This window comes from Nisaea acidiphila (assembly GCF_024662015.1).
Classification (GTDB): domain Bacteria; phylum Pseudomonadota; class Alphaproteobacteria; order Thalassobaculales; family Thalassobaculaceae; genus Nisaea; species Nisaea acidiphila.
In genome coordinates this window covers 369,896-393,493 of sequence record NZ_CP102480.1, presented here as the reverse complement: position 1 = coordinate 393,493, position 23,598 = coordinate 369,896, and the positions used below count along the sequence as shown (strand labels likewise).

Sequence of the window (23,598 nt, the reverse complement as noted above, 5' to 3'; positions counted from 1 at the left end):
GCGCCTTCGGCCGCCGTTCCCGCTTGACCGGTTCCGCCGCGCCTGTGACAACTCTTGCCCATGTTCTCGAATTTCTTCTACAAGCTGAAGCGCGCCGACGTGCCGGTCTCCGTCAAGGAGTACCTGACGCTGCTCGAGGCCGTTCAGGCCGGGCTCGGCAATTACGCGGTCACGGATTTCTACTATCTCTCCCGCGCCACGCTGGTGAAGGACGAGCGCCATCTCGACCGCTTCGACCAGGTCTTCGGCCATGTCTTCAAGGGGCTGGAATACCTCAACGACCTTTTCGGCAAGGAGATCCCGGAGGAATGGCTGCGCCGGATGGCGGAGCTAAACCTGACCGAGGAGGAAAAGGCCGAAATCGAGGCCATGGGCGGTTGGGACAAGCTCATGGAGACCCTGAAGCAGCGCATGGAGGAGCAGGAGAAGCGCCACCAGGGCGGCAACAAGTGGATTGGGACGGCCGGCCGCAGCCCTTTCGGTGCCTACGGCTACAATCCGGAAGGCGTGCGCATCGGCCAGGACGGCAACCGCAACAACCGCGCGGTGAAGGTCTGGGACAAGCGCGAGTTCCGCAATCTCGATGACAGCGTCGAGATCGGCACGCGGAACATCAAGATGGCGCTCCGCAAGCTGCGCCGCTTTGCCCGCTCGGGCGCTGCCACCGAGCTCGACATGGGCGACACGATCCGCTCGACAGCGCGCAACGGCGGCTATCTCGACCTGAAGATGCGCCCGGAACGCCACAACACGGTGAACGTACTGCTGTTCCTCGATGTCGGCGGCTCGATGGATCCCTATACCAAGGTGATGGAGGAGCTGTTCTCCGCCGCCCGGGCCGAGTTTAAGCATCTCGAATATTTCTACTTCCACAATTGTCCCTACGAGAAGCTCTGGAAGGACAACTGGCGGCGCCACGTGGACGCGACCCAGACCTGGGACGTGCTGCATACCTACGGGCCCGAGTACAAGGCGATTTTCGTCGGCGACGCCTCCATGAGCCCCTACGAGATCGCCATGCCGGGCGGCAGCGTCGAGCACATGAACCAGGAGGCGGGCGGGGTCTGGATGCAGCGCCTGACCGGGCATTTCCGGCGCGCCGCCTGGCTCAACCCGACGCCCGAGAAATACTGGCATTACACGCAATCGGTCGGGATGATCCGCGACCTGATGGAGGACCGCATGTTCCCGCTCACCCTCGACGGCCTCGACCGCGCGATCAAGGATCTGATGGCGTGAAAATCGATCCTTTCGATCCCCGCCTGACACCCGCCCGCGACGATATCTGCGCCGACTTCCTCGAAGCGGAGATCGAGTCTCCGAACTATGTCGCCGGGGAAGCTTTCCGGGTGATCTCGGGGGCGCTTTCCGTCCGTGAGACGCCGGAGGCGGCTGCACGGCAATCGACAGAGCTGCTCTTCAACGAACGTTTCATCGTTTACGAGCACAAGGGCGGCTGGGCCTGGGGGCAGAACCAGACCGACGGCTATGTCGGCTATGTCCGCGAGGAGGGGCTCGGTCCCGACACGGACGCGCCCTACAGCAACGAGATCCAGGCGCTCCGCTCCTATGTCTTTCCGGAGCCGGACCTGAAGAGCATCCCGCTCGACATGCTGCATCTCTCGACGCGTGTGCGCGTGACGGACGAAAACGGCAAATATTCCCGGATCGATTACGGCGAGGCCGGCGGCTGGATCTACACGCCGCATCTCTGCGGACTTTCCGAGGTCGAACCGGACTATCTCTCGACCGCGGAGCTCTTCATGGGAGCGCCCTACGGCTGGGGCGGGCGCTCCAGCTTCGGGCTCGACTGCTCGGCGCTGGTGCAGCTCGCGCTCGCCCGCGCCGGGATCACCGCGCCGCGCGACAGCGACATGCAGGAAGCGACGGTCGGCGAGGTGGTCGAGGGTGGTCTCGACGCCGCGATGCCGGGCGACCTGCTCTTCACCGCGGGCCACGTGATGTTCCTAGCGGAGCCGGGCATCCTGCTGCATGCCAACGGCCACCACATGGCGGTCGCCTATGAGGCGCTGACGGATTTCATGGACCGGACCAAGGACATGGACATCCCGATCCGCACGATTCGCCGCCTGCCGGCCATTCCTGCGGAGGAATGACCGGCCGCGCCTGCGCCTAGAGCGCCGCGCCGACGTCGATGCGGTTGCCTTCGGGATCCTCGAACACGAAGGCACGGAGACCGTATTCCTTGTCCTGCAATCCCTTGACAATGCGGAGGCCCTCGCGCTTGCAGCGGGCGTGGAACGCATCGACGTCCCGCACCATCATGTGCGCCACGTTGAAGGGCGCAGGCTTGTGGTTCGGCTGCAGCGTCAGATGCAGCTCGGCCGGGCCCTGCTTCAGGATCATGAAGCCGACAGGTGTGCCGTTCTCGAAGGTCTTGGTGAAACCCAGCATGTCGACATAGAAGCGCCGGGCGCGTTCGATATCCTTGACTGGCAGGGTGGTTGCGATACGGCCGAAACCGATATCGGGACGGGTTTGGTCACTCATTGGGGAACCTCGGCTCGGACGATCGGGGGCAGGGCCGCGGACGGTGCCGGGCGATGCCTCTCGCGTCGGATTTGAAAAGCCGGGACGGTGCCCGCCAGAAGCGTTCAGCATGTCCTCCGCCGGGAGCGGAGGCAAGCCCGTTGTTCAGTCCGGCGCCGGCTCTGTGGCGACGAAGCGCTCGGCGCCGTCCTCCAGCAGGTGGAAGCCGTCCTGCCGCCGGTCGAGCGCGAAACATTCCTCTTCCGAGAGACCGAGATAGATCCCGCGCAGCACCTTGTTGACCACGCCATGCGCGACGATCAGGTGCGCGCCGCCTTTTTCCTGCAACTCGCCGAGAAAGGGCGCCAGCCTTCTGCGGACCATTTCGGTGCTTTCCCCGCCCGGATGCTGGAAATGCCAGGGATCGGCCCTGCGCTGTGCCGCCAGTTCGGGGAAGTCGCGGTCGAGCCGCTCCCAGCCGCGATAGCCGTCATGCTCGCCGAGGGTGATTTCCTTCAGCCGGGCATCGAAGCGGATCTCCTCGTAAGGGAGGCCCGAAAGCTCGCAGATGATGGCGGCGGTCTGACGGGTGCGGCCGAGCGGGCTGGCATGCAGCGAGAGGCTTTCGCGGGCCGAGATCTCAGCGAATTTGCGCCCGTTCGCCTCCGCCTGCCGGATGCCATGCAGCGTCAGGGGCGAGTCGAGCTGACCCTGCAGCCGTCCTTCCCGGTTCCAGATCGTCTCTCCGTGGCGGATCAGATAAATCCTGGTCATTGCACGCGCCGTCTCCGGTTAAATCCCGCTAATGCACGGCATCGGTTTTATGGGGTTGTGAGGCGGGGGCAAAGGGATAAAGTTCCCCGATGCCGCGCTTTGCGCTGCCGGACTCCCGTTTGCAGGATTGAGTGATGCTGATGAATGCCGCGCCCGATTTCGGCCCGATGAACCCCTTTGTCGAAGGCCTCGAGGAAACCCCGATCGTCGAAGTGGCGCTGCATGGCTGGGACCGGCAGGGCCTGATTCCGCTCTGGTTTGGCGAGGGAGACCTGCCGACCCCGGCCTTCATCACCGACGCGGCGGCGGACGCAATGCGGCGCGGCGAGACCTTCTATACCGACCAGCGCGGCATTCACGATCTCCGCAAGGAAATCGCGTCCTACATGAACCGGACCTTCGAGCTCGAAGGCGATCTCGCGGTCGATACCGACCGGGTGAGCCTGACGACGGGCGGCATGTCCTCGCTCGCGCTCGCCATGCAGATCATCCTGGAGCCCGGCGACGAGGTGGTGGTGATCGGCCCGATCTGGCCGAACATCTACTCGACGGTGGAGATCAATGGCGGCAAGAGTGTGCATGTCTCTATCCGCCTGGAAGAAGACGACTGGCACCTCGACATGGAGGAGCTCTACGCCGCCGTCACCGACAAGACCAAGGCGATTTTCGTCAATTCCCCGGGCAACCCGACCGGCTGGCTGATGGAGCGCGAGCAACAGCAGCAACTGCTTGATTTCGCCCGTGAGCGCGGCATCTGGGTGATCTCGGACGAGGTTTACCACCAGCTTGTCTTCGACCGCGACGTCGCCCCCTCCATGCTGCAGATCGCGGAGCCGGACGACCGGCTCTTCGTGATCAATTCCTTCTCCAAGTCCTGGATGATGACCGGCTGGCGGCTGGGCTGGCTGACCCATCCGGCCGCGCTCGGTCCGACCGTCGCCAAGCTGGTGCAGATCACCACCTCCGGCGTGCCGCAATTCCTGCATCGCGGCGCCATCACCGCCATGCGCGAGGGCGACGAGGTCATCAAGCAGCTTCGCGAGCGCTGCCTCGCGGGGCGGGATATCGTCTTCGACCGGCTGGAAGCCTGGCCGCGGATCAGCGCGGCGCGCCCGAAGGCGGCCTTCTACGCCTTCTTCGCGGTTGACGGCATGGGCGACTCGATCGCCGCCTGCAAGGAGATCATCGACAAGTGCAATGTCGGCCTCGCGCCGGGCGCTGCCTTCGGACCGGCGGGCGAGGGCTATCTCCGGCTCTGCTATGCGTCGGCGCCGGAACGGCTGAAAGCGGCGATGGATGCGCTGGAAGGCGTGCTGGGCGGCCCGAAAGCCTGACGCTTTCCCGGCGATTCCCGCTCAGGTATAGTTGTATCGGATCGATGGCGAACCGAGGGATCGGACATGGCACTTCCACCGAGCAGACCGGGTAGCGGCGGCGTTGGAGACATCCGCGGCCGCGTGCAACGTCCGGCGGTGCGCCGCCCGGCGCGGGTCGCTCCGGCGGAAGAAACGCCGCAGCTTGCTCCGAGTGCTCCCGCGCGTGGGTTCCGGCTGCGCACGGCGACGACCGATGCCGATATCGACCGTCAGATCGCGCGACTGATGACGCTGCTCGCCAACGACAATATCGATCCCGACGCGCCTCCCGGCTCCTATATCAATTTCCTGATCTGATCTCCGTCAGATCCCGCTCCAAGCGCTATTGCCGCCTCCCGGGCGAGCGGCTAACTTCCATTCCATGTTCAAGAAAATCCTCATCGCCAACCGCGGCGAGATCGCCTGCCGCGTGATGCGCACCGCCAAGCGCATGGGCATCCAAACCGTTGCCGTCTATTCCGATGCGGACGCCGACGCCCTCCATGTCCAGATGGCCGACGAGGCGGTGCATATCGGCCCCGCGCCGTCTGCCGAATCCTATCTCGTGATCGACAAGATCATGGATGCGATCCGGCAGACCGGCGCAGAGGCGGTGCATCCTGGCTACGGCTTCCTTTCCGAGAACGCGACTTTCGCCAAGGCGTTGGAGAAGGAAGGCGTCGCCTTCATCGGCCCCGGCGTGAAGGCCATCGGCGCGATGGGCGACAAGATCGAGTCGAAGAAGCTCGCGCACGACGCCAAGGTGAATACGGTGCCGGGCTATCTCGGCATCCTCGCCGACGAGACCGAAGCGGCGAAGGTTGCCGCCGATATCGGCTTTCCGGTGATGATCAAGGCGTCGGCCGGCGGCGGCGGCAAGGGCATGCGCATCGCCCATACCGCGGAGGAGGTCGCCAGCGGCTTCCGCTCGGCGGTGAACGAGGCCCGGTCCAGCTTCGGCGACGAACGCGTCTTCATCGAGAAGTTCATCGAGGAGCCGCGCCATATCGAGATCCAGGTGATCGCCGACAAGCACGGCAATGTCGTGCATCTGGGCGAGCGCGAATGCTCGATCCAGCGCCGCCACCAGAAGGTGATCGAGGAGGCGCCGAGCCCGTTCCTCGACGAGAAGACCCGCGCCGAGATGGGCGCGCAGGCCGTCGCGCTCGCCAAGGCGGTGGACTATTCCTCCGCCGGCACGGTCGAGTTCATCGTCGATGCGAAGCGGAACTTCTACTTCCTCGAGATGAACACCCGCCTGCAGGTGGAGCATCCGGTGACCGAGCTGGTGACCGGCCTCGATCTGGTCGAGATCATGATCCGCTCCGCCGCGGGCGAGAAGCTGCCCTTTACCCAGAAGGACATCAAGTTGACCGGCTGGGCGATGGAGTCGCGGATCTATGCCGAGGATCCCTATCGCGGCTTTCTGCCCTCGACGGGGCGTCTCGTGCGCTACAGTCCGCCGGCGGAGAGCGACAGCGTGCGCTGCGATACCGGCGTCTATGAGGGCGCCGAGATCTCCATGTTCTACGACCCGATGGTCGCCAAGCTCTGCACCTACGGTACGGACCGGATAGAGGCGATCGACCGGATGGCAGAGGCGCTCGACCGCTTCCATATCCGCGGCGTCGGCCACAATGTCGATTTCCTCGCCGCGATGATGGCGCATGAGCGTTTCCGCGACGGTCGGCTGACGACCAATTTCATTGCCGAGGAATATCCGGACGGCTTCGAGGGCGCGCCGGTTTCGAAAGAGACCGAGAACGCTATGCGTGCCGTCGCGGTGGCGGCGGAATGCGCCAATGCCGAGCGCAACCGGATGATCTCCGGCCAGACCCCGGTCGGCGACCGCCACCCGCCGCAGAGCGCCTGGAAGGTCCGCCACGACGACGCGGCGGAGGATGCCGAAGCGACGCTGGTGGATGGCGGCTACGACGTGAGTATCGACGGCAGCACATACGCGGTGCGCGGTGCGCTGCGCGCCGGCGAGCCGGTCTTCGGCGGCACCGTAAACGGCAAGCCGTTCCCGGTGCAGATGGAGCGGCGGGGAATCGACTATCACACTTCGATCGCAGGGGCGCAGCGCCAGTTCATGGTGATCAGCCGCAAGGCCTCGGAACTGCTCGACCGCATGCCGAAGAAGGAGGCGGCCGACCTCTCCAAATTCCTGCTCTCGCCGATGCCGGGCCTGCTGGTCTCGCTCGCGGTTTCCGAGGGCGAGCCGGTCAAGGCGGGCCAGGAACTGGCCGTGGTCGAGGCGATGAAGATGGAGAACGTGCTTCGCGCCGTGAAGGACGGCACGGTCTCGAAGATCCATGCCGCCGCCGGGGCCAGCCTCGCTGTCGACCAGCAGATCATGGAGTTCGAATAGGCACATGCCTGCCGCACGGATTTACAGGGGATTTTCCCTTGCAACCGTGCCCGAAACCCACTAATACAGCGCCCCTGAGATTGCACCGTCGGTGCAACTATGCCGACGAAACGAGGATAGAACGATGGCTGTTCCTAAGAGGAAAACGACCCCGTCCAAGCGTGGCATGCGTCGTGCGCACGACCGGGTGAAGTCCGATGCGTATGTGGAAAGCCCGGATACCGGTGAGCTGCACCGTCCGCACCACATCGATCTGAAGACCGGCATGTATCGCGGCCGCCAGGTTCTGAAAGTCAAAGACGCTTTCTGAGACCGGCACGGATACGTGTAGCGAAGAGGCCCCTCCCGAGGGGCCTTTTTCCGTTTCTGGACCGGCGTTATCGTCTCACCCAAGAGAGAACCAGGGGGAGGGACGGATGAAGCAGGCGAAGGCGCTGCGGGAACGGCTGGCCGGGGAGCGGATTCTGACGATCCCGGGCTGTTTCGATGCGATGAGCGCGAAGCTGGTCGAAAAAGCGGGCTTCGAGGCGGCCTATGTCAGCGGCTACGCCGTCAGCGCGACGCAGATCGGCCTGCCGGATGCGGGTTTGCTCTCCTACAAGGAAATCCTCGACCAGGCGCGGGACATCGCCGGAGCCGTCTCGCTGCCGCTGATTGGCGACGCGGATACCGGCTTTGGCAATCCGGTCAATGTCCGCCGCACGGTGAGGGGCTTCGCCGATGCGGGGATCGCCTGCGTGATGCTGGAGGACCAAGTCTTCCCGAAACGCTGCGGCTTCGCCAAGGGTGTCGAGGTGGTCTCGCGCGACGAAGCGACCATCCGGCTGCGGGCCGCGCTCGATATGCGGGACGAGATCCGCGCGGAGGGCGGCGACATCCTGATCCTCGCCCGCACCGACAGCCGCGTCGCGGACGGGCTGGACGAGGCGCTCTGGCGTTGCGAGGCCTTCGCCGACATGGGGGCCGACATCGTCTATTTCGAAGGCCCTCAGGAGCGGAGCGAGATGGAGCAACTCTGCCGCCGCGTCCCGGCGCCGAAATTGCTGGCTCAGCTCGAGCGGGAAGGCCGTCCGTTACTGACTCCGGTCGAGGCCGAGGAGATCGGCTACGACTGCCTGCTTTTCGGCGTGACCCTTCTCAACGTCTCGATCCGGGCCATGCGCGACGCGCTCGCCCTGATTGCCGGCGGCGCGCACCCGGGATCGGACCGGCTGATGGCTTTCGAGGAGCTCTACGAGACCGTGGGCTTCGATTGGTATTATGAGCTCGAGAAGAGATACGGGCCGGGACGATGAGGCGCGGCATGCACAGCAAGGTCGCTCGCAAGGTCGTTTGCGAAATGATGGGTGTCGACGCGTTCTAGCCGGCCAGAGCGGGTTCGGCGATTCCGAGCAATTGTTTCACGCGAGGAGGCATCTCGTCGGCGAGATCACGCTCCGTTTCGTCGACAAATTCACTCTCCCGGCTCGCTGAATCCTCCATCGCGGTCTCTTCGATGATGCGCATCTGGCTCGCCCTGTACTTCGCGAGTGACAAAGGCTCTTTGTCCAGCTTCGGGTCGTCCGCGAAGTAGGGAAACTCGATCGCCTCGTCTTCCATGAACTCCCGTACAAAGTCGTTGATCTGGGAGGCTTTGGGCTGAGTGCGGCCAAGCAGGTTTTCCTCGCGCTCGTTTACCCGCCGCTTCGCCTCGTTATGCTGGGTGTCGATGCCGAACACCGGGTATGGAAGATCGTTCAGCACACCCTTGATGACTTCCCGGCCATTGTAGCGCAGGGCGTGCGGGAAACCGGACTCGGGCGACGAAAGCAGGGCCGCGAGATCGATCGAAATCGGCATGAAGGTCGTTGTCGCGAACTTGGACAAACGAAAGCCGCAATCGATGCCCGGACCGACAAAATCGTGCTCGAACGGCCGGGCGTCCGCACTGATTTCATAGTCCTCCCGGGTCAGCAGGGAGTTATCCAGCTCGTTACTCGGAAGCGCACTGAGTTTGAACGTCGTATTGATGGCCGGAAATGCGGCGACCCAGGCGCAGCCTTTCACGTCCAGCGGAATGTCGCGCAGGGTATCCCGGTAAGTGTAGAGACTGTCGAGAAATGCGCGCACATAGAGGGACGCTTCCTTCACGGATTCGATCCTCGACACGAAAATCAGCTCGTCCCCGTAGGTCTTCCAAACAGCGGGAGTGAAGCGGGGAGTGTGCTCGGCAGCCACCAGATGGCGCCGGACATGTTTTTCGAGGAATCCTGGGACGGAATTGTAGAACTTCTTTGTGAGAGTCAGCCATCTCGGCTCGTCGGCGCCGTGTTCCGGCTCGCGCCCGGCGCCGGCCTTGAAGGCGGTTGATCCGGCTAAATCTATGCTGAGAAACAGCCTCAGCCTGTAATCGGGTGCCTGTTCCATGCCGTACATTTTCAGGCTGCCGCCAGCTTGAGCGAATTGGCCCGGACCTCGACCGCGGATTTCGGAACAGCAAAATAGGACGCAAGGCGGTAGAGATTGCGCTCCGCGACATCCCATTGCTCTTTGAAGTCCGGTTCGGGCATGAGCAGGGCATTCGCAAACCAGGTGGACTCCCAGTCGGCCCGTACCTGATCGGTTTCGTGCCGTTTTACAGAACGCGTGGCGAACATGCCCGAATCCTCTCCGTGCGCATCCAGCACCATCGGATAGTGCAGCAGGTAATGCGCGAGTTCGCGGGCGATCGTGAAGCGGTCACGCACGGGCGAGGTGTTCGTCGCCACATAGATGGTGAAATCTTCGATACCGTGCACGCGCAGGGACTCGCTGGACTGCGACGGTCCGTAGAGCTCGCCGTACTTGATGCGGCCGCCGAGACGATTGACCAGCGGCTCGATCGCGAAGCCGGCCTCCAGCCTCTGCTTGCGCACGAATGCAAGGGTATCGCGCTGCAGCCCGGCCTTGGTGACCCTGACGGGGATCGGCCTGTGATAGGCCCGATCTACGGAACTGGTCGATGTCGCACCGGAATCAGGCATGATTTTCCGCGCCTAAGTTGTGTCTTAAGCTTACCAACTAGAGCATGGATCGCAATGGTTGCACCGGATCGCGGTTTTAAAAAAAAAGAAACAGGGTGGGCGCGTCCACGATTTAGACCGCGCTAGGCGACGGTCAGATCGTGCAGCTCGCTGTCTGTAAACCCGAGTTTACGTGCCGCCGCGAGAATGTCCTCCCAGACCTCCGGCGCCAATGGCAGGCCGCCGGCGCTGCGTTCGGTCAGCGTCATCCGTTCCTTCTCGCCCGGCACCAGCACCTCCGGGATACCGTCCGCCGGGCGGGTGTTCTTCACGAAGGCGATGTAGCTGCGGATCTCGTCGGCCATGGCATGGCCGCTGTCCATCCGCGCCGGGTCGATGAAGACCGAGAGCATGCCGTTGCAGAAAGGCCGCCGTTCCGGCTCGTCCGGGCCGCCGGCGCAGCCGGAGCCGGTGAGGGCGCCCGCCATCATCTCCATCATGAAGTTGAGGCCGGAGCCCTTGTGTCCGCCGAACGGCGTCAGCGCGCCGGGCCCGCCATAGGGCTCCGGGGCCTTGCCCGCCGGGACGTCGCCATAGAGCGGCCAGGGATCGTTCGTCAGCTTGCCCTCGGCGTCGATCAGCGAACCCTCGGGCAGTGCCTTGCCGCCCTTGAGCGCGACCAGCGCCTTGCCCTCGGCGACGGTGGAGGTGGCGAAATCGTGCACCACCGGGTCGCCCCCCTCGACCGGAACACCGATGCAGAAGGGGGAGGTGCCCATGCGCCGTTCGCGCCCGCCGAACGGGGCGACCAGCAGAGAGCCGCGGACATTGACCATGTGCATGGAGGCGATGCCCGCCGCGGCTGCGCGCTCCGCCCAGTCGCCTATCCGCCCGAGATGACCGGCATTGCGCAGCGCTGTCAGCGCGAGACCCTGCGCTTTCACCTTCTTCAGCCCGAGATCGACGGTCTGCTCGCCGACGCTCTGGCCAAAGCCGTATTTTCCGTCGACCACTGCCATCACATCGTTCTCCATGACGATATCGATGGTCTGGTTGATCTTCTGACGTCCGCTCTCGATCCATTCGAGATAGCGGGGAACGCGGATCACGCCGTGGCTGTCATGGCCGCGGAGGTTGGCCCCGGTCAGCCGTTCGGCAATGTCGCGCGCTTCCTTCTCCGAACAGCCTGCGCGCGCGAACATCGCGCGTGTCAGCCCGATCATCACGTCCGGGGCGATCCGGACCTCGGATGTTGTACCCATCAGCCGCGCATGGCCTTGACCGCGCCGCCGGCAGCGGCGGAGAGCAGCCGGACGTCGTTGGCCAGCGTCACCAGGTCGAAGCCCTGGGTCAGCATCTGCTTGGCGTAGTCGGTCTCGAGGCAATGAATGCCGGCCTTGATCCCGGCGCCCTTGGCGGCGCGTCGAATTTTCTCGATCGCTTCCAGCATTTCCGGCTCGGTGCGGTCGAGCCCCGGCGGGTGGCCGAGGGAGATCGAAAGGTCGCTCGGGCCGATATAGAGGCCGGTCAGGCCGGGCGTCTCCGCGATCTCGTCCACCTTGGCGAGTGCTTCCTCGGTCTCGATCATGGCGAAGGTGATGACCGTCTCGTTGGCCCGGTTGTGATAGTCCGCGCCGTAGACCATGCCGGCGCGGGTCGGACCGGAGGAACGGAAGCCGTCGGGCACGTATCTGCACATGCCGACCAGTTGCTCCGCATCGGCACGGTTGTTCACCATCGGGCAGATGACGCCGAGCGCGCCGGCATCGAGCAGCTTCATGATGATGCCCGGCTCGAGCCATGGCGGCCGCACGACGGGTGTCGCATCGGAGGCACTCATCGCCTGCAGCATGGAAAGCGCGGCCTGGTAGTCGACCAGCCCGTGTTGCAGGTCAATCGTGATGGAATCGAAATCCTGCGCCGCCATAATCTCGGCGGTGAAGGTGTTGGGGATGGAGAGCCAGCCGTTGATCACGCCCTTTCCGCTCGCGAGGCAGTCTTTCAGTCTCGTTTTCATGTGGCATCCTTCCCTTCAGAGCACTTCTTTGTTGATGGCGACGTTCGGGTCCGGTTTGCCGTCGAGCACGTTCAGCACGTTCTCCGCCGTCTGGTAGGCCATGCGCAGGATCGACTGTTCCGTCACCCCGGCGCTGTGTGGGCTGACCATGATATTGTCGAGCTGGAACAGCGGATGCTCCGGCTTCGGCGGCTCGACCGCGAAGACGTCGATACCCGCTCCGGCGATGTCGCCGGAGGTGAGGGCGTCGTAGAGCGCGGCCTCGTCGATCATCCCTCCGCGCGCGGTGTTGATCAGGTGCGCCGTCGGCTTCATAGCCGCGAGCTGGGCCTTTCCGATCAAGTTCACGGTCTCGGCGCTCTTCGGACAGTGCAGGGAGACGAAATCCATCTGCGGCAGCACTGCGTCCAGATTGGAGACCGGCGTGCACCCCGCCGCCTTGATCGTGTCGTCCTCGATATAGGGATCGAGCACCGAGACCTTCATGTCGAAGGCGAGAGCGCGCTTCGCGACGCGCGTGCCGATGCGTCCGAAACCGACGATCAGCAGGGACTTCTCGGCGATGTCCTGGGCGCCCATCTGGCGCTTGATCCAGAAATTGTCATTCCGGGTGGCGTGATCGAATTCGACGCTTTTCTTCGCAAGCGCGAGGATGAAATAGAGCGTGTGCTCCGCCACCGAGACCATGTTGGAGGAGGCGGCAACGCAGAGCGGGATGCCCCGTTCGGTCAAGGCTTCGACATCGACGGAATCGTACCCGACGCCGTGCCGGGAGACGACCTTCAGGTTCGGCGCCGCCTCGATCACCCGGCGTGGGATCTTCGTGGTCTGCACCGCGATCGCATCGCAGGTTGCCGCGGCAGCGACCAGTTCGTCCTCGGTCGGGAAGTGCAGCGTCGTGGTCTCGATATCGTCGCGCGCATCAAAGAGCGACTGGCCGGCGGGATTCAGCTTGTCCGGCACAAGCACATGGAACTTGTTCTTCATTTCGGATCTCTTCGGGCGGGAGGGGTCAGTGGATCTCGGCGGCACCGGCCATTGCGGCCTTCAGCTTGTCGATATCGAAATCGGGCGCCTTGGCCGCATCGAGGATGACCTTCTCGCGCCGCTCCAGCATCGCGATGGCCTCGGGCAGTTTTTTCACCGCTTCGGCAGGAACCACGACCGCTCCGTGCCTGTCGGCATGGATGATGTCGCCGTGATTGACCGCCATGCCGCCGATATTCACCGGCACGCCGAAATCTACCGGGTGCACCCAGCCGTGACTCGGGCCGACCTTGCCGCCGAGGATCTGAAAGCCCTTGGCGGAGGCGTCGATATCGCGGAAGGAACCGTTGGTGACGCAGCCGAGGCAGCCGAGCCCCTTGTGGACGGTGGTGTTCACCTCGCCCCAGAAGGCGCCGAAACCGGGTTCCGGATCGAGATCCTGCAGCACGACGATGCGCGGGCCGGGCCCTTCGGCGACATAGGTGTAATAGGCGGCCCGGTGCGCCTTCGCATCGCCCTGCGGCGGTGTAACGGCACGCATTGTGGCGGTGCGGGCATAACCGCAGATCGGCGGCAGGGACGGGTCGAGCGCGACCAGCGGCATGGTGGTGAAGCCGATGGTGCGGCGTTCCGGCGTGACGACTTCAAGACCGTTGCAGATCGTGGGGGTATCCCACTCCGTCAGCTTCTGCAGATCGGATTCGGTAATATCGGACATGTCCTCCCGTCCTATATCAGTTGTTTTCTTTAGTGCTTTTTCTTGCAGCCTAGCGGGGCCGGGGAGGACAGTGTAGCGCGCATTTGGAAATTATCGGGCCGAACCGGGGAGCGGATTGCATGCAGGCGAAGAAGCGGATCGGACTGATCGCGCATGACGCGCGCAAGCGCGCATTGAGAGAATTCGTCCGGGCTCATGCCGGGAAGTTCGGCGGCCATGAACTGTTCGCAACCGGCACGACCGGACGGATGATCGAGAAGGAGACCGGTATCCCGGTCCGCCGATTCAAGAGCGGGCCGCTCGGCGGCGATCAGCAGATGGGGGCGCTGATCGCCGACGGCGGTCTCGATATCCTGATCTTCTTCACCGACCCGATGACGACCATGCCGCACGATGTCGACGTGAAGGCGCTGGTCCGACTCTGTACGCTCTACAATGTCGTGCTGGCCTGCAATCAGGCGAGTGCCGATTTCGTGCTCACGAGTGCGTATTTCGACGGCGCATATGAGCGCGCGGTTCCGAGTTACGAAGATTACGTCAATCGGGCGATATCCTGATTCAGTCGGGAGTGTCTTCTTTGCACGGACTTCGGAGCGTTGGTCGGGAATCTGTGGCCGATTCGCATCAGAAAGGATTCGCTTCCATCTGGAAGCTGAGGTGGATCAAATTACGGAAAATGTCATAAAATTAGAAATGTATGGCGTTTGCTTAATCCGAATTTTTATCTGGCTTTGAGTCTGATTTTTGCATCACTCAGTTCGGTGTGGGCTGCGAGTATTCGCGCGCGGCGAGGAATTTCGGGTTCGAGAGTTTCAGTTTTTCTTCCGTCAGGACGGTCAGGACCTCAATTACCGGACCGGTGAGATCAGCGTCATAGAGGCCGTCCCGGAGTTCCCTGGAGAGATCGCGGCAAAGTTCGTCGATCCGTGCTTCCATGTCTGCTCCGGCACGCGCGACGTTGTCTTCGCCGTAGAGCGCGGCGAAGGCGTCGAGCACCCGGCGGGCTGCCGACCCGTCCCCGTCTGTCTCAAGCTCACGAACGGCCATTGCGAGCGCGCTCGCGATCATCAGGCCGAGATACTTCCGGTCGCCGGCAAGATCGGGAAGGATCTCCGCCTGGAAGGACTCCAGCGCTGTTTCGATCAGCGCCTTACGGCTCGGGGCCTCATGCATCCGATTTGCTCCACTCAATCGCCGCGACCTGCTGCAGCACGTCCAGTTCCATCTCCGCCGCTTTGCGCCCGGTGAGCGCGAGTTCGATAGAGCGCTCGCCGCCGGAATTGTGCCGCTCTCCCTGGAGCAAGGCGATGGTGCCCCAGCGTACGGTAGCGAGGACCTCCCAGAACGGGACCTGAGCCCAGTCGAGCGGCGCGCCGGCGGCCTCCTCGTAGCCGGCATAGAGATCGGCCCGGGCGCCGATTCCTCCGGCCTCGCGGTCGTCCATGCCGAAGCGCCAGCAGCGGGCGCAGAACCATCCGATATCCTCGAGCGGGTCGCTCCAGCCGGCGAACTCCCAGTCGAGCACGGCCGTCAGGTGGCCGTCCGCAACCATATAGTTGCCGGTGCGGAAATCGCGATGGCAGAGCGCGGGCGCTCCCGGCGCCGGTTTGTTCAGTTCCAACCAGCGCAGGCCCCATTCGAGCGCGGGATAGGCCTTCGGAAGGCTGTCCAGAAAGCCGTACAGTTCCGCGATCCGTTCCGCAGCGGAATCCGCCGGCGGAGCGCCGAGAAAAGCGAGCTCGGGGCGTGGAGCCCGAATGGTATGGAGCCTCGCCATTTCGCGGCCGATCTGCCGTGCCAAATCGCCGCGCAATGGGTCCATCGCCGCGTCTCGGGTCAGGTGGCGCGGGTTCGCGGTCCCAGTGGCCGCTCGCATGACATAGAATGGCTTGCCGGTCACCTCGCCGGTCTCTTCCAGGACAAGCGGTTCGGGCACGGTCATGCCGGCTTCGAACCCGGCGGTGAGCAACCGGAATTCCTCCGGCCGTCCATGGCTCTCGTCCACGCCGGAAGCGGCGTCGGTGCGAAGCACGGCACGCTCCATGCCGTCGAGCCGCCCGCCCGAGACCGTTAGCTCCAGCAACCAATTCTCCTGGATCGCCCCGCCGGAGAGCATTTTCGCCCCTTCTATCTTGAGCATGTCGGCGCCTGTTTCGGCGCGCAGCCAATCGGCCAGCGCGGTGCGCGTGTCCGCTTCCATTTTCCCGCTTATCTTTCGCTCCCCATGCGGGGCCGTCCCCGCTTATTTCGGCCCGATTAAGCCGGGTCGGGGCCGGCATTGCAATCCTCCAATGTCTCCCTCCGCTGTTCCCGCCGTGGCACGGGTGAGATCGGCGGATGACGCTATGCGCAGGGTGCGCCCGGCCACTATGCTGCGGCTTCTTTCAACGCTTGAGGAGCGAAGGATATGGGAATCACGCGCTATCGCACGGGTGAACGGATGAGCCAGGTGGTCGTCCATGGCGACACGGTCTACACGGCGGGTCAGGTAGCCCAGAATGCGCCGGGCGCCAGCGTCGCGGATCAGACCAAAGACATTCTGGCGGCTCTGGATGCCTTGCTTGCGGAAGCCGGCACCGACAAGTCGAAGCTGCTCACTGCCACGATTTGGCTGAATTCGATGGACGATTTCGCCGAAATGAATGCTGTCTGGGACGCCTGGGTCGTGCCGGGGAGCACGCCGTGCCGGGCCTGTGTCGAGTCGCCGCGTCTCGCCAGCCCGAAATTCACCGTCGAGATCATGGCGATCGCGGCACTCTAAGCGCGTCAGATGGCGCCGGCGCTCTTGGCCCAGTCGAGCTGCGCCGGCGTTTCGATCGCCCCCGGGCGGGCGGCGCGAACGGTCGCGACGGCAAGGTCGGGATCGCTGCCGCAGGCGATCAGCAGGCGCGCCGCGATCATGCCGCTGCGGCCGAAACCGGCGCGGCAATGGATCATGATCCGGCCGCCGTGTTTCAGGCGTTGAACGAGCAGAGTTTCGATAGAGCGCCAGGCCTTCGTTTCGGCTTCGCCCGGGATGTCGAAATCCGCGATCGGGAAATGGGTCCAGTTGACGCCGTGGCGCAGGAAGGCGTCCTGCATGCCGGGACAGCCGAGCTCGGCGAGCTCCGTGTCCGTGGCCAGGGTCACGACGGTGTCGTAACCGCTCTCCACGATTTCGCGGATCGCGTTCTCGTCCGGCGGAATCGGTCCGATGAAAAGATGACCGCCGTTGGTCCAGGAGACCGGGATATCTGTAGGGGCGTAGCTGCGCATCGGAGTATGCTAGCCGCGTATCTGTAAACGCTTGGTGAACGGATCGTTCAATCGAACGATTCCATGTTCGCCGCAGCTTCGCGGTCATAGCCCATGCTGGCGCGTAGCAACTGCCGGGTATAGGCCTCCCTTGGCTCCGACGCCCTGAGCTGGGCGACACTCATTTCCTCGACAATCCGCCCCGCATTCATCACTGCCAGCCCATCGCACATATGGGAAATGACGGCGAGATCGTGGCTGACCAGAAGAAAGGTCAGGCCGCGCTCCTCTTTGAGCTTCTGAAGCAGGTTCAGGATTTCGGCCTGCACGGAAACGTCGAGCGCCGATGTCGGCTCGTCGAGGAGCATGATCTCCGGCTCCAGAATCAGGGCCCGTGCAATGGCGACACGCTGGCGCTGTCCGCCGGATAGCTGGTGCGGGAAGCGGAACCGGAAGGTGGGACCGAGACCGACGGCGACGAGGACATCCTGCACTCGCTCCTCGATGTCCGTCATGCCATGGATCTGGCAGGGCTCGCTCAGGATCCGGTCCACGGTATGGCGCGGATGCAGCGAGCCGTAGGGATCCTGGAAGACCATCTGGACGTTCTTGTAGAAGGTTTTTCCGCGCACCGCGCCGAGCCTCTGGCCGCCGATCTCGATCTCGCCGGTCCAGTTCGGGTTGAGCCCGCTCATGGCCCGCAGCACGGTGGACTTGCCGGAGCCGGACTCGCCGACCAGCCCGAAGGTCTCGCCCTCGGCGACCGTGAAGGACGCGCCGCGGACAGCATGCACGGTCTCGTCGCCGGAGCCGAAGCGGACATCGAGGTCGGTAATGCTGATCAGGGCCATCGGACCGCTCTCACTTGAAATAGGCATCGACGCCGGGCTCCGTCTTCCAGCTCTCCTGTCGCTCCAGCATAGGGAGCGGGCCGGGTTCGCGGTCGAGCCGGGGCAGGGAGTTCAGCAGCCCGCGGGTATAGGGGTGTTTCGCCTGGTCGAGCTCGCTCGCCTTGCAGGTCTCAACGATCTGGCCCGCATACATGATGATCACCCGGTCGCAGAAAGAGGCGACGAGATTGAGATCGTGCGAGACGAACATCAGCCCCATGCCGCGCTGAGTCACGAGATCGTCGATAATCGCCAGCACCTGCATCTGCACGGTTACATCGAGCGCCGAGGTCGGCTCGTCGGCGATCATCAGGTCGGGATCGGGGATCAGCATCATTGCGATCATGATGCGCTGGCCCATGCCGCCGGAGACCTCGTGCGGATAGAGTCCGAGGACCCGTTCCGGGTCGCGGATCTTCACCGCTGCGAGCATTTCCAGTGCGCGCTCCTTGGCTTCGCGTTTCGAAGCACCGGTGTGCACCCGGTAAGCCTCGGCGATCTGCTCGCCGATGGTCATCACCGGGTTCAGGGAATACTTCGGATCCTGCATGACCATGGAGATCCGGTCGCCGCGGATCTGCCGCATCTCCTTCTCGGAGAGCTTCAGCAAGTCCCTGCCGTCGAACTCCATCCGCTTCGCCGTCACGACCCCCGGCGGGCGGATCAGGCGCAGGACGGAGCGCCCGGTCATGGTCTTGCCGGAGCCGGACTCGCCGACGATTCCGACCTTCTCCCGGCCGACCGAGAAGCTGATATTGCGCACCGCGTCGACAATGCCGGTACGGGTGTGGAAGCGGACAGAAAGGTCGTCGACCGTCAGAAGCGGGTCGCTCATTGGCCGCTCCTCGGATCGAGAATGTCGCGCAGACCGTCGCCGAGCAGATTGAAGCCGAGGCTGACGATGAAGATGGCGAGGCCCGGCATCGTGGCGACCCACCACTGGTCGAGAAGAAACTTCCGGCCGGCGGAGATCATCGCACCCCATTCGGGGATCGGCGGTTGTGCGCCGAGGCCGAGGAAACCGAGGCCGGCGGCGGTCAGGATGATGCCGGCCATATCGAGGGTGACGCGGACGATGACCGAGGAGAGACAGAGCGGCACCACGTGACCTGCGATGATGCGCGCGGGCGAGGCGCCCTGCAGACGGATCGCGCTGATGAAGTCCTGGTTGCGGATCGTCAGGGTCTCGGCCCGGGCGAGGCGTGCGTAAGGCGGCCAGGAGGTGATGGCGATGGCGAGCACCGCGTTCTCGATCCCGGGGCCGAGCGCGGCGACGAAGGCGAGCGCAAGCACGAGGCGCGGGAAGGCGAGGAAGATATCCGTCAGACGCATCAGCACGGTATCGACCCAGCCGCCGGCGTATCCGGCTAGCGTGCCGATGACGAGGCCGAGCACCGGTGCTGTCGCCGCCACCAGGGCCACTATGTAAAGCGTAATGCTGGCGCCGTGGATGATCCGGCTCAGGATGTCGCGGCCGAGTTCGTCGGTGCCGAATAAATGTCCGGGGCTGCCGGGAGGCAGCAGGCGGTTCTGGAGATTTTGCGCCAGCGGGTCGTGCGGCGCGATCCAGGGCGCCAGCGCCGAGAGCAGGATCAGGGCGACGAGAATGCCCAATCCGACCATGGCCAGCGGGTTGCGCGAGAGCGACAGCCAGCCGAGATAGAACTGGACCATCCGGGCCTGCCAGCGCGATTCCGGCGTATCGGTGGTCAGCCAGGCCTTGAGCCCGGGTACGGAAGAGGGAGCTGCTTCTGCGGTCATGTTCGAAGTCCTGCTAGCGGGCGCGCGGATCGACGAGCCGGTAGAGCAGGTCGGAGAGAAGATTGAGGCCGACGAAAACGGCGCCGACCACGATGGTGCCGCCGAGCACCGCGTTCATGTCGGCGGAAAGCAGGGCGGTGGTGATGTAGAAACCGAGACCGGGCCAGGCGAAGACGGTCTCGGTCAGCACCGAGCCCTCGAGAAGCTGGGCATAGGAGAGCGCGATCACGGTGATCAGCGGGACCATCACGTTGCCGAGGGCGTGGCGCCAGATCACCTGCGTCTCCGAAATGCCTTTTACGCGGGCGGTGGTGATGTATTCCTGGCTCAGCTGCTCCAGCATGAAGCTGCGGGTCATGCGGCTGATATAGGCGATCGAGTAGTAACCGAGGACCGAGGCGGGCAGAATGATGTGCGAGAGCGCATTCGAGAAGATCTCGAAATCGCCCGCGATCAGGCTGTCGATCAGGATTACGCCGGTCACGCTCGGGATCATGTCCTCATAAAAGATATCGAGCCGGCCCGGTCCGCCGACCCAGCCGAGCACGCCATAGAAGACCAGTAGGCCGATCAGGCCGAGCCAGAATACCGGCATGGAATAGCCGAAGAGACCGAGGACACGGACCAGCTGATCCGGCCAACGGCCCTGGTTGACGGCCGCGACGACCCCCATCGGAATGCCGAAAACGACGCCGAACAGGGTTGCGATCGTGGCCAGCTCGAGGGTCGCCGGAAAGACACGGGCGATGTCTTCGGAAACCGGACGGGAAGTCAGTAGAGACATCCCGAGATCGCCCTGGAAGACGTCCCGCAAATAATAGAGGAACTGGACATAGAGGGGCTGGTCCAGACCCATCGCCTTGCGCGCGGCCTGATAGATCTCCTCGCTCGCCTTGTCGCCGACCACGGCAAGAACCGGGTCGATCGGCATGACACGGCCGATGATGAACGTGACGAAGAGGAGCCCGACGAAGGTGACGGCCACAGTGATCGCGGTTCGGATGACGGCCCGCAAGAAACGCGGGGAGAGGGACAGTGCCCCTCTCCCTGCGATGTCAGATGTGTTGAGTGCCATTCGGCAGCTTTTTCCCGAAGGTTATTTCTTCACCGTCCAGTAGTAGACGGAACTCACGGCGCTGCCGGTATAGAAGCCGGAGATATTTTTGCGCAAGCCGGTCTGCTCGATTTTCTGCAGCATGACGACAAACGGGCTCGTCATCTGGTGATCCTTCTGGATCTTGCGATACATCTCGGCCCGGGTGTCGCGGTCGCTTTCCTGCACCGCGGCTTCGGTTTCCTTTGTCATCGCCGGGATATCCCAGGCGTTCCGCCAGGCGAGCTTGCCGGTGTTTTTCGCTTCGAACGCGTTGTCCGGGTTATGCGCGAAGGTGTCGGCATTGGTGTGCGGGTCCGGATAGTCCGGGCCCCAGGCGCCGAGATAGATCTCGTGCTTGCGCGCGCGGTAGACACCGAGGGTCTGCTTGCCGGTGGCGACTTCGAGCGTGGCCTTTATACCGGCCTGGGCCCAGATATTCTGCAGCGATTGGGCGATTTCCAGACGTTCCTGGGCGTTGCGGACGAAGATCTTCACCTCGAACCCATCGGCTTCACCGGCTTCCGCCAGAAGGGCTTTCGCTTTCGCGACGTCGAGCTTGTAGGGTTTGTCCTTGAGTTCGCCGAGATAGGTCAGCGGCAAAAACGCCTGATGCACGGTGTACTGACCGCGCAGGAAGCTGTTCGCCATGCCTTCGTAATCGACCAGATACTTGAAGGCTTCCTGAACCTTCGGCTTCGCCAGCGTCGGGATTTCCTGATTCAGCGAGAAGTACATGATCCGACCGCGCAGATCCTCTTCGACCTTGACCTCGCCGTTACCGGAGATGCCGGCGATATCGTCGGGTGAGAGGTTGCGGGCGACATCCACGTCGCCTTTCTCCAGCAGCAGGCGCTGGGTGGCGGATTCCGGGATGTGGCGCATGAACACGCGCTTCATGGCCGGCGTACCGCGCCAGTAGTTCTCGTTCACCTGGAGAACATAGTTCTCGTTCGGTTTCCAGCCGCGGAGAGAGTAAGCGCCTGAGCCTGCGGAATGGGTCTTGAGCCACTCGTAGCCCATGTCGCCGCCGGCTTCATGCTCCATCGCCAGTTTCATGTCGACGATGCTGCCGATTGTGGCGCTGAGGCAGTTCAGGACGAAGGACTCGGCGTATTTCTTGTCCGTCTCGATGACCAGGGTCATGTCGTCGGTCGCCTTGATCTTCTCTTTCACATTATCGGCGGTGAAACCGAACTGAGTCAGGATGAAGGACGGTGTCTTGTTCAGAAGGACCGCACGCTGCAGGGAGAACGCCGCGTCGTTCGCCGTCACCGGATTGCCGGAATGGAACGTGACGCCCGGGCGCATCTTGAAGGTGAAGGTCTTGCCGTCCGCGCTGACGGTCCAGCTTTCCGCCAGGCCGGGGATGTAGCCGCCGGACAGGTTCGACGGCTCGAAGGTGACGAGCGTGTCGTAGACATTGTTGGCGAGATCGCCGCCCGCGAATTCGAAGATCTCAGCGGGGTCGAGCGAGACGATGTCGTCGATGCGGTTTGCGATGACGAGCGTATCCGCCGGGGTTGCCGCGTGGGTCTGCCCGCCGGAGAGGGGGAGCGCCACGGATGCGGCGAGGGCCGCGACGGCAAAGCTCTTTGCCAGTGCGTTCATGTGAAGCCTCACAATTTTTTGCCAAAGCTTTGGTGCTTTTCCACGATCCGGATGGGATCGGGTTAACGAACCCTAATCCCAGCCGGGGGCGATCTCAAATACTTGTTGGCGTCGATGGAGAGGAATTATTACAGATGCGAGACTGAAGGATTTTGGGGCTGCGCGGGATCGTACCGCCGGGAGCCGCGTCAGCTCTGTTCCGGATGGTCCAGATCGATGATCGCAGCCCGAAGATCGTCTGAAATAGGTGCTTTCTGGCCGGTCGAATTGACGATCATGACGAAGAGCTGGGTCGACCAGTTGCAGCATCCCTGTTCGTCCCAGGTCGCGTATTCCATGACCATGCTGGTATTGCGCATCGAGACGGTACGCCCGGTGACGCAGATCGGCACGTGATAGGAAAGCCCGCGGATATAGTCGGACTCGAGATGCTTCATCACCAGTCCGGGCACGTTCATGGCATGCCGTGGATGGCCGAGGACCTCGAAATAGATGTTCCTGAGGCTCTCGTACCAGGAGAAATAGGCGGTGTGGTTCACATGGGCGAAGCCGTCGCAATCCCGCCATTCGACCAGTTTCGGGATCGCGAAGCGCCATTCCTCGGGGATGTGAAACCGTGCGCGGAGTTCGTCTGTAACGGCGTAATCGGAGAGGCTGCCATGCCCGCCAAGGCCGCTGCTCATACGCTCAGCGCTCCAGGAAGGCGACGCGGATGCCGAGGAAGATCAGCAGCCCGCCGAAGATCCGGTTGACCAGCTTCTGACCCCGTTCCAGCACGCGCCGAACGTGGTTGCTGTCGAGGGTGTAGACGAAGAAGAGCCAGAAGACGGCGCTGACCGCCATCATGATGGCGACGAGCAGCAGCGTCGTGCCGGTCGCGGTCTCCGGCGTGATCACCATGGTGAAGACGCCGAGATAGAACAGCGTTCCCTTCGGGTTCAGGATGTTGTTGAGGAACCCCTGCAGGAACCAGCGCTGGCTGACGTTCGAGCGGTCCAGGTCCTTTGCGGAGAGCTTGGTGTCTCCTGCGAAGAAGCTCATCACGCCGAGATAGATCAGATAGGCCGCGCCGGCATATTTCAGGATATTGAAGGCGAGAATGCTCTGGGAAATCAGGATGCCGATCCCGATGGCGCAATAGGTGATGTGCACCATATTCCCGGCCAGCACGCCGAGGGAGGATTTCAGTCCCGCCGCGCGTCCGCCGATGATGGTGTTGCGCATGACGATCACCATGTCGGGCCCTGGACTGATCATGATCAGCGTCGTGATGCCGAGAATGACAAGAATCTGGTCGAGCATGACCGGGTTCCTTC

General features: G+C 63.4%; 27 protein-coding genes. 9 read left to right on the top strand and 18 right to left on the bottom strand.

Translation table 11 applies throughout. From position 1 onward, the window contains the following. Window positions 1–60 precede the first annotated feature (60 nt). A complete protein-coding gene (locus NUH88_RS01940) occupies window positions 61–1,239 on the top strand; it encodes a vWA domain-containing protein (RefSeq protein ID WP_257769634.1) in 1,179 nt (392 codons plus the stop codon). After that, a complete protein-coding gene (locus NUH88_RS01935; RefSeq protein ID WP_257769633.1) occupies window positions 1,236–2,117 on the top strand; it encodes a C40 family peptidase in 882 nt (293 codons plus the stop codon). The genes NUH88_RS01940 and NUH88_RS01935 overlap by 4 nt, the downstream gene beginning before the upstream one ends. Window positions 2,118–2,133: 16 nt before the next feature. Here NUH88_RS01935 and NUH88_RS01930 read toward each other — a convergent pair whose 3' ends face one another. Further along, complete coding sequence (locus NUH88_RS01930; protein WP_257769631.1) at window positions 2,134–2,511, bottom strand: glyoxalase superfamily protein; 378 nt, start codon at window positions 2,509–2,511, stop codon at window positions 2,134–2,136. Window positions 2,512–2,655: 144 nt separating this feature from the next. Further along, a complete protein-coding gene (locus NUH88_RS01925; protein WP_257769630.1) occupies window positions 2,656–3,264 on the bottom strand; it encodes a histidine phosphatase family protein in 609 nt (202 codons plus the stop codon). A gap of 134 nt (window positions 3,265–3,398) precedes the next feature. Between NUH88_RS01925 and NUH88_RS01920 the strand changes: the two genes are divergently transcribed. The 5 genes from NUH88_RS01920 (at window position 3,399) to NUH88_RS01900 (ending at window position 8,285) form a co-directional block, all read left to right on the top strand. Next, on the top strand, window positions 3,399–4,598 hold the full coding sequence (locus tag NUH88_RS01920; protein ID WP_257769629.1) for a pyridoxal phosphate-dependent aminotransferase: 1,200 nt from the start codon (window positions 3,399–3,401) through the stop codon (window positions 4,596–4,598). Between the two features lie 66 nt (window positions 4,599–4,664). Beyond that, window positions 4,665–4,937 (top strand): hypothetical protein, encoded by a 273-nt coding sequence (locus NUH88_RS01915; protein ID WP_257769628.1) that lies wholly within the window; start codon window positions 4,665–4,667, stop codon window positions 4,935–4,937. 64 nt (window positions 4,938–5,001) lie between these two features. Continuing rightward, window positions 5,002–6,990, top strand: coding sequence for an acetyl-CoA carboxylase biotin carboxylase subunit (locus tag NUH88_RS01910; RefSeq protein ID WP_257769627.1), 1,989 nt, complete (start codon window positions 5,002–5,004; stop codon window positions 6,988–6,990). Window positions 6,991–7,114: 124 nt separating this feature from the next. Next, on the top strand, window positions 7,115–7,300 hold the full coding sequence (rpmF, locus tag NUH88_RS01905) for a 50S ribosomal protein L32 (protein ID WP_028464665.1): 186 nt from the start codon (window positions 7,115–7,117) through the stop codon (window positions 7,298–7,300). A 106-nt stretch (window positions 7,301–7,406) separates the two neighbouring features. After that, complete coding sequence (locus tag NUH88_RS01900) at window positions 7,407–8,285, top strand: isocitrate lyase/PEP mutase family protein (RefSeq protein WP_257769626.1); 879 nt, start codon at window positions 7,407–7,409, stop codon at window positions 8,283–8,285. A gap of 64 nt (window positions 8,286–8,349) precedes the next feature. Here NUH88_RS01900 and NUH88_RS01895 read toward each other — a convergent pair whose 3' ends face one another. The 6 genes from NUH88_RS01895 to NUH88_RS01870 form a co-directional block, all read right to left on the bottom strand. After that, the gene (locus tag NUH88_RS01895; RefSeq protein WP_257769625.1) at window positions 8,350–9,396 is read right to left on the bottom strand and encodes a hypothetical protein; all 1,047 of its coding nucleotides are present in this window, start codon (window positions 9,394–9,396) and stop codon (window positions 8,350–8,352) included. A gap of 11 nt (window positions 9,397–9,407) precedes the next feature. Continuing rightward, window positions 9,408–9,992, bottom strand: a complete 585-nt coding sequence (locus NUH88_RS01890) for an ImmA/IrrE family metallo-endopeptidase (protein WP_257769624.1) — start codon at window positions 9,990–9,992, stop codon at window positions 9,408–9,410. 122 nt (window positions 9,993–10,114) lie between these two features. Further along, a complete protein-coding gene (locus NUH88_RS01885; RefSeq protein WP_257769623.1) occupies window positions 10,115–11,233 on the bottom strand; it encodes a malate/lactate/ureidoglycolate dehydrogenase in 1,119 nt (372 codons plus the stop codon). Beyond that, entirely contained in the window at window positions 11,233–11,988 is a 756-nt protein-coding gene (locus NUH88_RS01880; RefSeq protein ID WP_257769622.1) for an HpcH/HpaI aldolase family protein, read from the bottom strand. The genes NUH88_RS01885 and NUH88_RS01880 overlap by 1 nt, the downstream gene beginning before the upstream one ends. A 15-nt stretch (window positions 11,989–12,003) precedes the next feature. After that, entirely contained in the window at window positions 12,004–12,975 is a 972-nt protein-coding gene (locus NUH88_RS01875; protein WP_257769621.1) for a hydroxyacid dehydrogenase, read from the bottom strand. Between the two features lie 25 nt (window positions 12,976–13,000). After that, window positions 13,001–13,693 carry an RraA family protein gene (locus NUH88_RS01870; RefSeq protein ID WP_257769620.1) on the bottom strand — a complete coding sequence of 231 codons (693 nt, stop codon included), beginning with the start codon at window positions 13,691–13,693 and terminating at the stop codon, window positions 13,001–13,003. 119 nt (window positions 13,694–13,812) lie between these two features. On the opposite strand from NUH88_RS01870, the gene NUH88_RS01865 reads away from it, so the two are divergent. Further along, on the top strand, window positions 13,813–14,250 hold the full coding sequence (locus NUH88_RS01865; RefSeq protein ID WP_257769619.1) for a methylglyoxal synthase: 438 nt from the start codon (window positions 13,813–13,815) through the stop codon (window positions 14,248–14,250). 196 nt (window positions 14,251–14,446) lie between these two features. On the opposite strand, the gene NUH88_RS01860 is transcribed toward NUH88_RS01865, so the two are convergent. Together NUH88_RS01860 and NUH88_RS01855 are read right to left on the bottom strand one after the other, a co-directional pair. Continuing rightward, a complete protein-coding gene (locus NUH88_RS01860) occupies window positions 14,447–14,866 on the bottom strand; it encodes a DUF6285 domain-containing protein (protein WP_257769618.1) in 420 nt (139 codons plus the stop codon). Then, window positions 14,859–15,893 carry a phosphotransferase family protein gene (locus NUH88_RS01855; RefSeq protein ID WP_257769616.1) on the bottom strand — a complete coding sequence of 345 codons (1,035 nt, stop codon included), beginning with the start codon at window positions 15,891–15,893 and terminating at the stop codon, window positions 14,859–14,861. Before NUH88_RS01855 ends, NUH88_RS01860 begins: the two co-directional genes overlap by 8 nt. Before the next feature lie 207 nt (window positions 15,894–16,100). On the opposite strand from NUH88_RS01855, the gene NUH88_RS01850 reads away from it, so the two are divergent. Continuing rightward, window positions 16,101–16,454 (top strand): RidA family protein, encoded by a 354-nt coding sequence (locus tag NUH88_RS01850; RefSeq protein ID WP_257769614.1) that lies wholly within the window; start codon window positions 16,101–16,103, stop codon window positions 16,452–16,454. A 5-nt stretch (window positions 16,455–16,459) separates the two neighbouring features. Here the strand turns inward: NUH88_RS01850 and NUH88_RS01845 are convergent, their stop codons facing one another. From NUH88_RS01845 to NUH88_RS01810, 8 genes are all read right to left on the bottom strand, one after another. Continuing rightward, on the bottom strand, window positions 16,460–16,948 hold the full coding sequence (locus tag NUH88_RS01845; protein ID WP_257769613.1) for a protein-tyrosine phosphatase family protein: 489 nt from the start codon (window positions 16,946–16,948) through the stop codon (window positions 16,460–16,462). A 47-nt stretch (window positions 16,949–16,995) separates the two neighbouring features. Beyond that, window positions 16,996–17,805, bottom strand: coding sequence for an ABC transporter ATP-binding protein (locus tag NUH88_RS01840; RefSeq protein ID WP_257769612.1), 810 nt, complete (start codon window positions 17,803–17,805; stop codon window positions 16,996–16,998). Beyond that, window positions 17,789–18,652 (bottom strand): ABC transporter ATP-binding protein, encoded by an 864-nt coding sequence (locus tag NUH88_RS01835; protein WP_257769611.1) that lies wholly within the window; start codon window positions 18,650–18,652, stop codon window positions 17,789–17,791. The genes NUH88_RS01840 and NUH88_RS01835 overlap by 17 nt, the downstream gene beginning before the upstream one ends. Next, window positions 18,649–19,578: a nickel transporter permease gene (gene nikC, locus NUH88_RS01830; RefSeq protein ID WP_257769610.1), complete on the bottom strand. Its 930-nt coding sequence runs from the start codon at window positions 19,576–19,578 to the stop codon at window positions 18,649–18,651. The genes NUH88_RS01835 and nikC overlap by 4 nt, the downstream gene beginning before the upstream one ends. A 13-nt stretch (window positions 19,579–19,591) precedes the next feature. Then, window positions 19,592–20,653 (bottom strand): ABC transporter permease, encoded by a 1,062-nt coding sequence (locus tag NUH88_RS01825; protein ID WP_257769609.1) that lies wholly within the window; start codon window positions 20,651–20,653, stop codon window positions 19,592–19,594. Window positions 20,654–20,674: 21 nt separating this feature from the next. Continuing rightward, window positions 20,675–22,282, bottom strand: coding sequence for an ABC transporter substrate-binding protein (locus tag NUH88_RS01820; RefSeq protein ID WP_257769608.1), 1,608 nt, complete (start codon window positions 22,280–22,282; stop codon window positions 20,675–20,677). 188 nt (window positions 22,283–22,470) lie between these two features. Then, window positions 22,471–22,965 carry an acyl-CoA thioesterase gene (locus NUH88_RS01815; protein ID WP_257769607.1) on the bottom strand — a complete coding sequence of 165 codons (495 nt, stop codon included), beginning with the start codon at window positions 22,963–22,965 and terminating at the stop codon, window positions 22,471–22,473. Between the two features lie 4 nt (window positions 22,966–22,969). After that, window positions 22,970–23,584 carry a LysE family translocator gene (locus NUH88_RS01810; RefSeq protein ID WP_257769606.1) on the bottom strand — a complete coding sequence of 205 codons (615 nt, stop codon included), beginning with the start codon at window positions 23,582–23,584 and terminating at the stop codon, window positions 22,970–22,972. Window positions 23,585–23,598: the final 14 nt, after the last annotated feature.

Coding starts and splice junctions, on each gene's coding strand:
- NUH88_RS01820 (WP_257769608.1), bottom strand. CDS start 22,282: ATGAACGCACTGGCAAAGAGCTTTGCCGTCGCGGCCCTCGCCGCATCC.
- NUH88_RS01845 (WP_257769613.1), bottom strand. CDS start 16,948: ATGCGCAGCTACGCCCCTACAGATATCCCGGTCTCCTGGACCAACGGC.
- NUH88_RS01850 (WP_257769614.1), top strand. CDS start 16,101: ATGGGAATCACGCGCTATCGCACGGGTGAACGGATGAGCCAGGTGGTC.
- NUH88_RS01940 (WP_257769634.1), top strand. CDS start 61: ATGTTCTCGAATTTCTTCTACAAGCTGAAGCGCGCCGACGTGCCGGTC.
- NUH88_RS01855 (WP_257769616.1), bottom strand. CDS start 15,893: ATGGAAGCGGACACGCGCACCGCGCTGGCCGATTGGCTGCGCGCCGAA.
- NUH88_RS01900 (WP_257769626.1), top strand. CDS start 7,407: ATGAAGCAGGCGAAGGCGCTGCGGGAACGGCTGGCCGGGGAGCGGATT.
- rpmF (WP_028464665.1), top strand. CDS start 7,115: ATGGCTGTTCCTAAGAGGAAAACGACCCCGTCCAAGCGTGGCATGCGT.
- NUH88_RS01890 (WP_257769624.1), bottom strand. CDS start 9,992: ATGCCTGATTCCGGTGCGACATCGACCAGTTCCGTAGATCGGGCCTAT.
- nikC (WP_257769610.1), bottom strand. CDS start 19,578: ATGACCGCAGAAGCAGCTCCCTCTTCCGTACCCGGGCTCAAGGCCTGG.
- NUH88_RS01875 (WP_257769621.1), bottom strand. CDS start 12,975: ATGAAGAACAAGTTCCATGTGCTTGTGCCGGACAAGCTGAATCCCGCC.
- NUH88_RS01815 (WP_257769607.1), bottom strand. CDS start 22,965: ATGAGCAGCGGCCTTGGCGGGCATGGCAGCCTCTCCGATTACGCCGTT.
- NUH88_RS01810 (WP_257769606.1), bottom strand. CDS start 23,584: ATGCTCGACCAGATTCTTGTCATTCTCGGCATCACGACGCTGATCATG.
- NUH88_RS01895 (WP_257769625.1), bottom strand. CDS start 9,396: ATGGAACAGGCACCCGATTACAGGCTGAGGCTGTTTCTCAGCATAGAT.
- NUH88_RS01885 (WP_257769623.1), bottom strand. CDS start 11,233: ATGGGTACAACATCCGAGGTCCGGATCGCCCCGGACGTGATGATCGGG.
- NUH88_RS01840 (WP_257769612.1), bottom strand. CDS start 17,805: ATGCCTATTTCAAGTGAGAGCGGTCCGATGGCCCTGATCAGCATTACC.
- NUH88_RS01925 (WP_257769630.1), bottom strand. CDS start 3,264: ATGACCAGGATTTATCTGATCCGCCACGGAGAGACGATCTGGAACCGG.
- NUH88_RS01825 (WP_257769609.1), bottom strand. CDS start 20,653: ATGGCACTCAACACATCTGACATCGCAGGGAGAGGGGCACTGTCCCTC.
- NUH88_RS01880 (WP_257769622.1), bottom strand. CDS start 11,988: ATGAAAACGAGACTGAAAGACTGCCTCGCGAGCGGAAAGGGCGTGATC.
- NUH88_RS01865 (WP_257769619.1), top strand. CDS start 13,813: ATGCAGGCGAAGAAGCGGATCGGACTGATCGCGCATGACGCGCGCAAG.
- NUH88_RS01870 (WP_257769620.1), bottom strand. CDS start 13,693: ATGTCCGATATTACCGAATCCGATCTGCAGAAGCTGACGGAGTGGGAT.
- NUH88_RS01915 (WP_257769628.1), top strand. CDS start 4,665: ATGGCACTTCCACCGAGCAGACCGGGTAGCGGCGGCGTTGGAGACATC.
- NUH88_RS01860 (WP_257769618.1), bottom strand. CDS start 14,866: ATGCATGAGGCCCCGAGCCGTAAGGCGCTGATCGAAACAGCGCTGGAG.
- NUH88_RS01910 (WP_257769627.1), top strand. CDS start 5,002: ATGTTCAAGAAAATCCTCATCGCCAACCGCGGCGAGATCGCCTGCCGC.
- NUH88_RS01835 (WP_257769611.1), bottom strand. CDS start 18,652: ATGAGCGACCCGCTTCTGACGGTCGACGACCTTTCTGTCCGCTTCCAC.
- NUH88_RS01920 (WP_257769629.1), top strand. CDS start 3,399: ATGCTGATGAATGCCGCGCCCGATTTCGGCCCGATGAACCCCTTTGTC.
- NUH88_RS01930 (WP_257769631.1), bottom strand. CDS start 2,511: ATGAGTGACCAAACCCGTCCCGATATCGGTTTCGGCCGTATCGCAACC.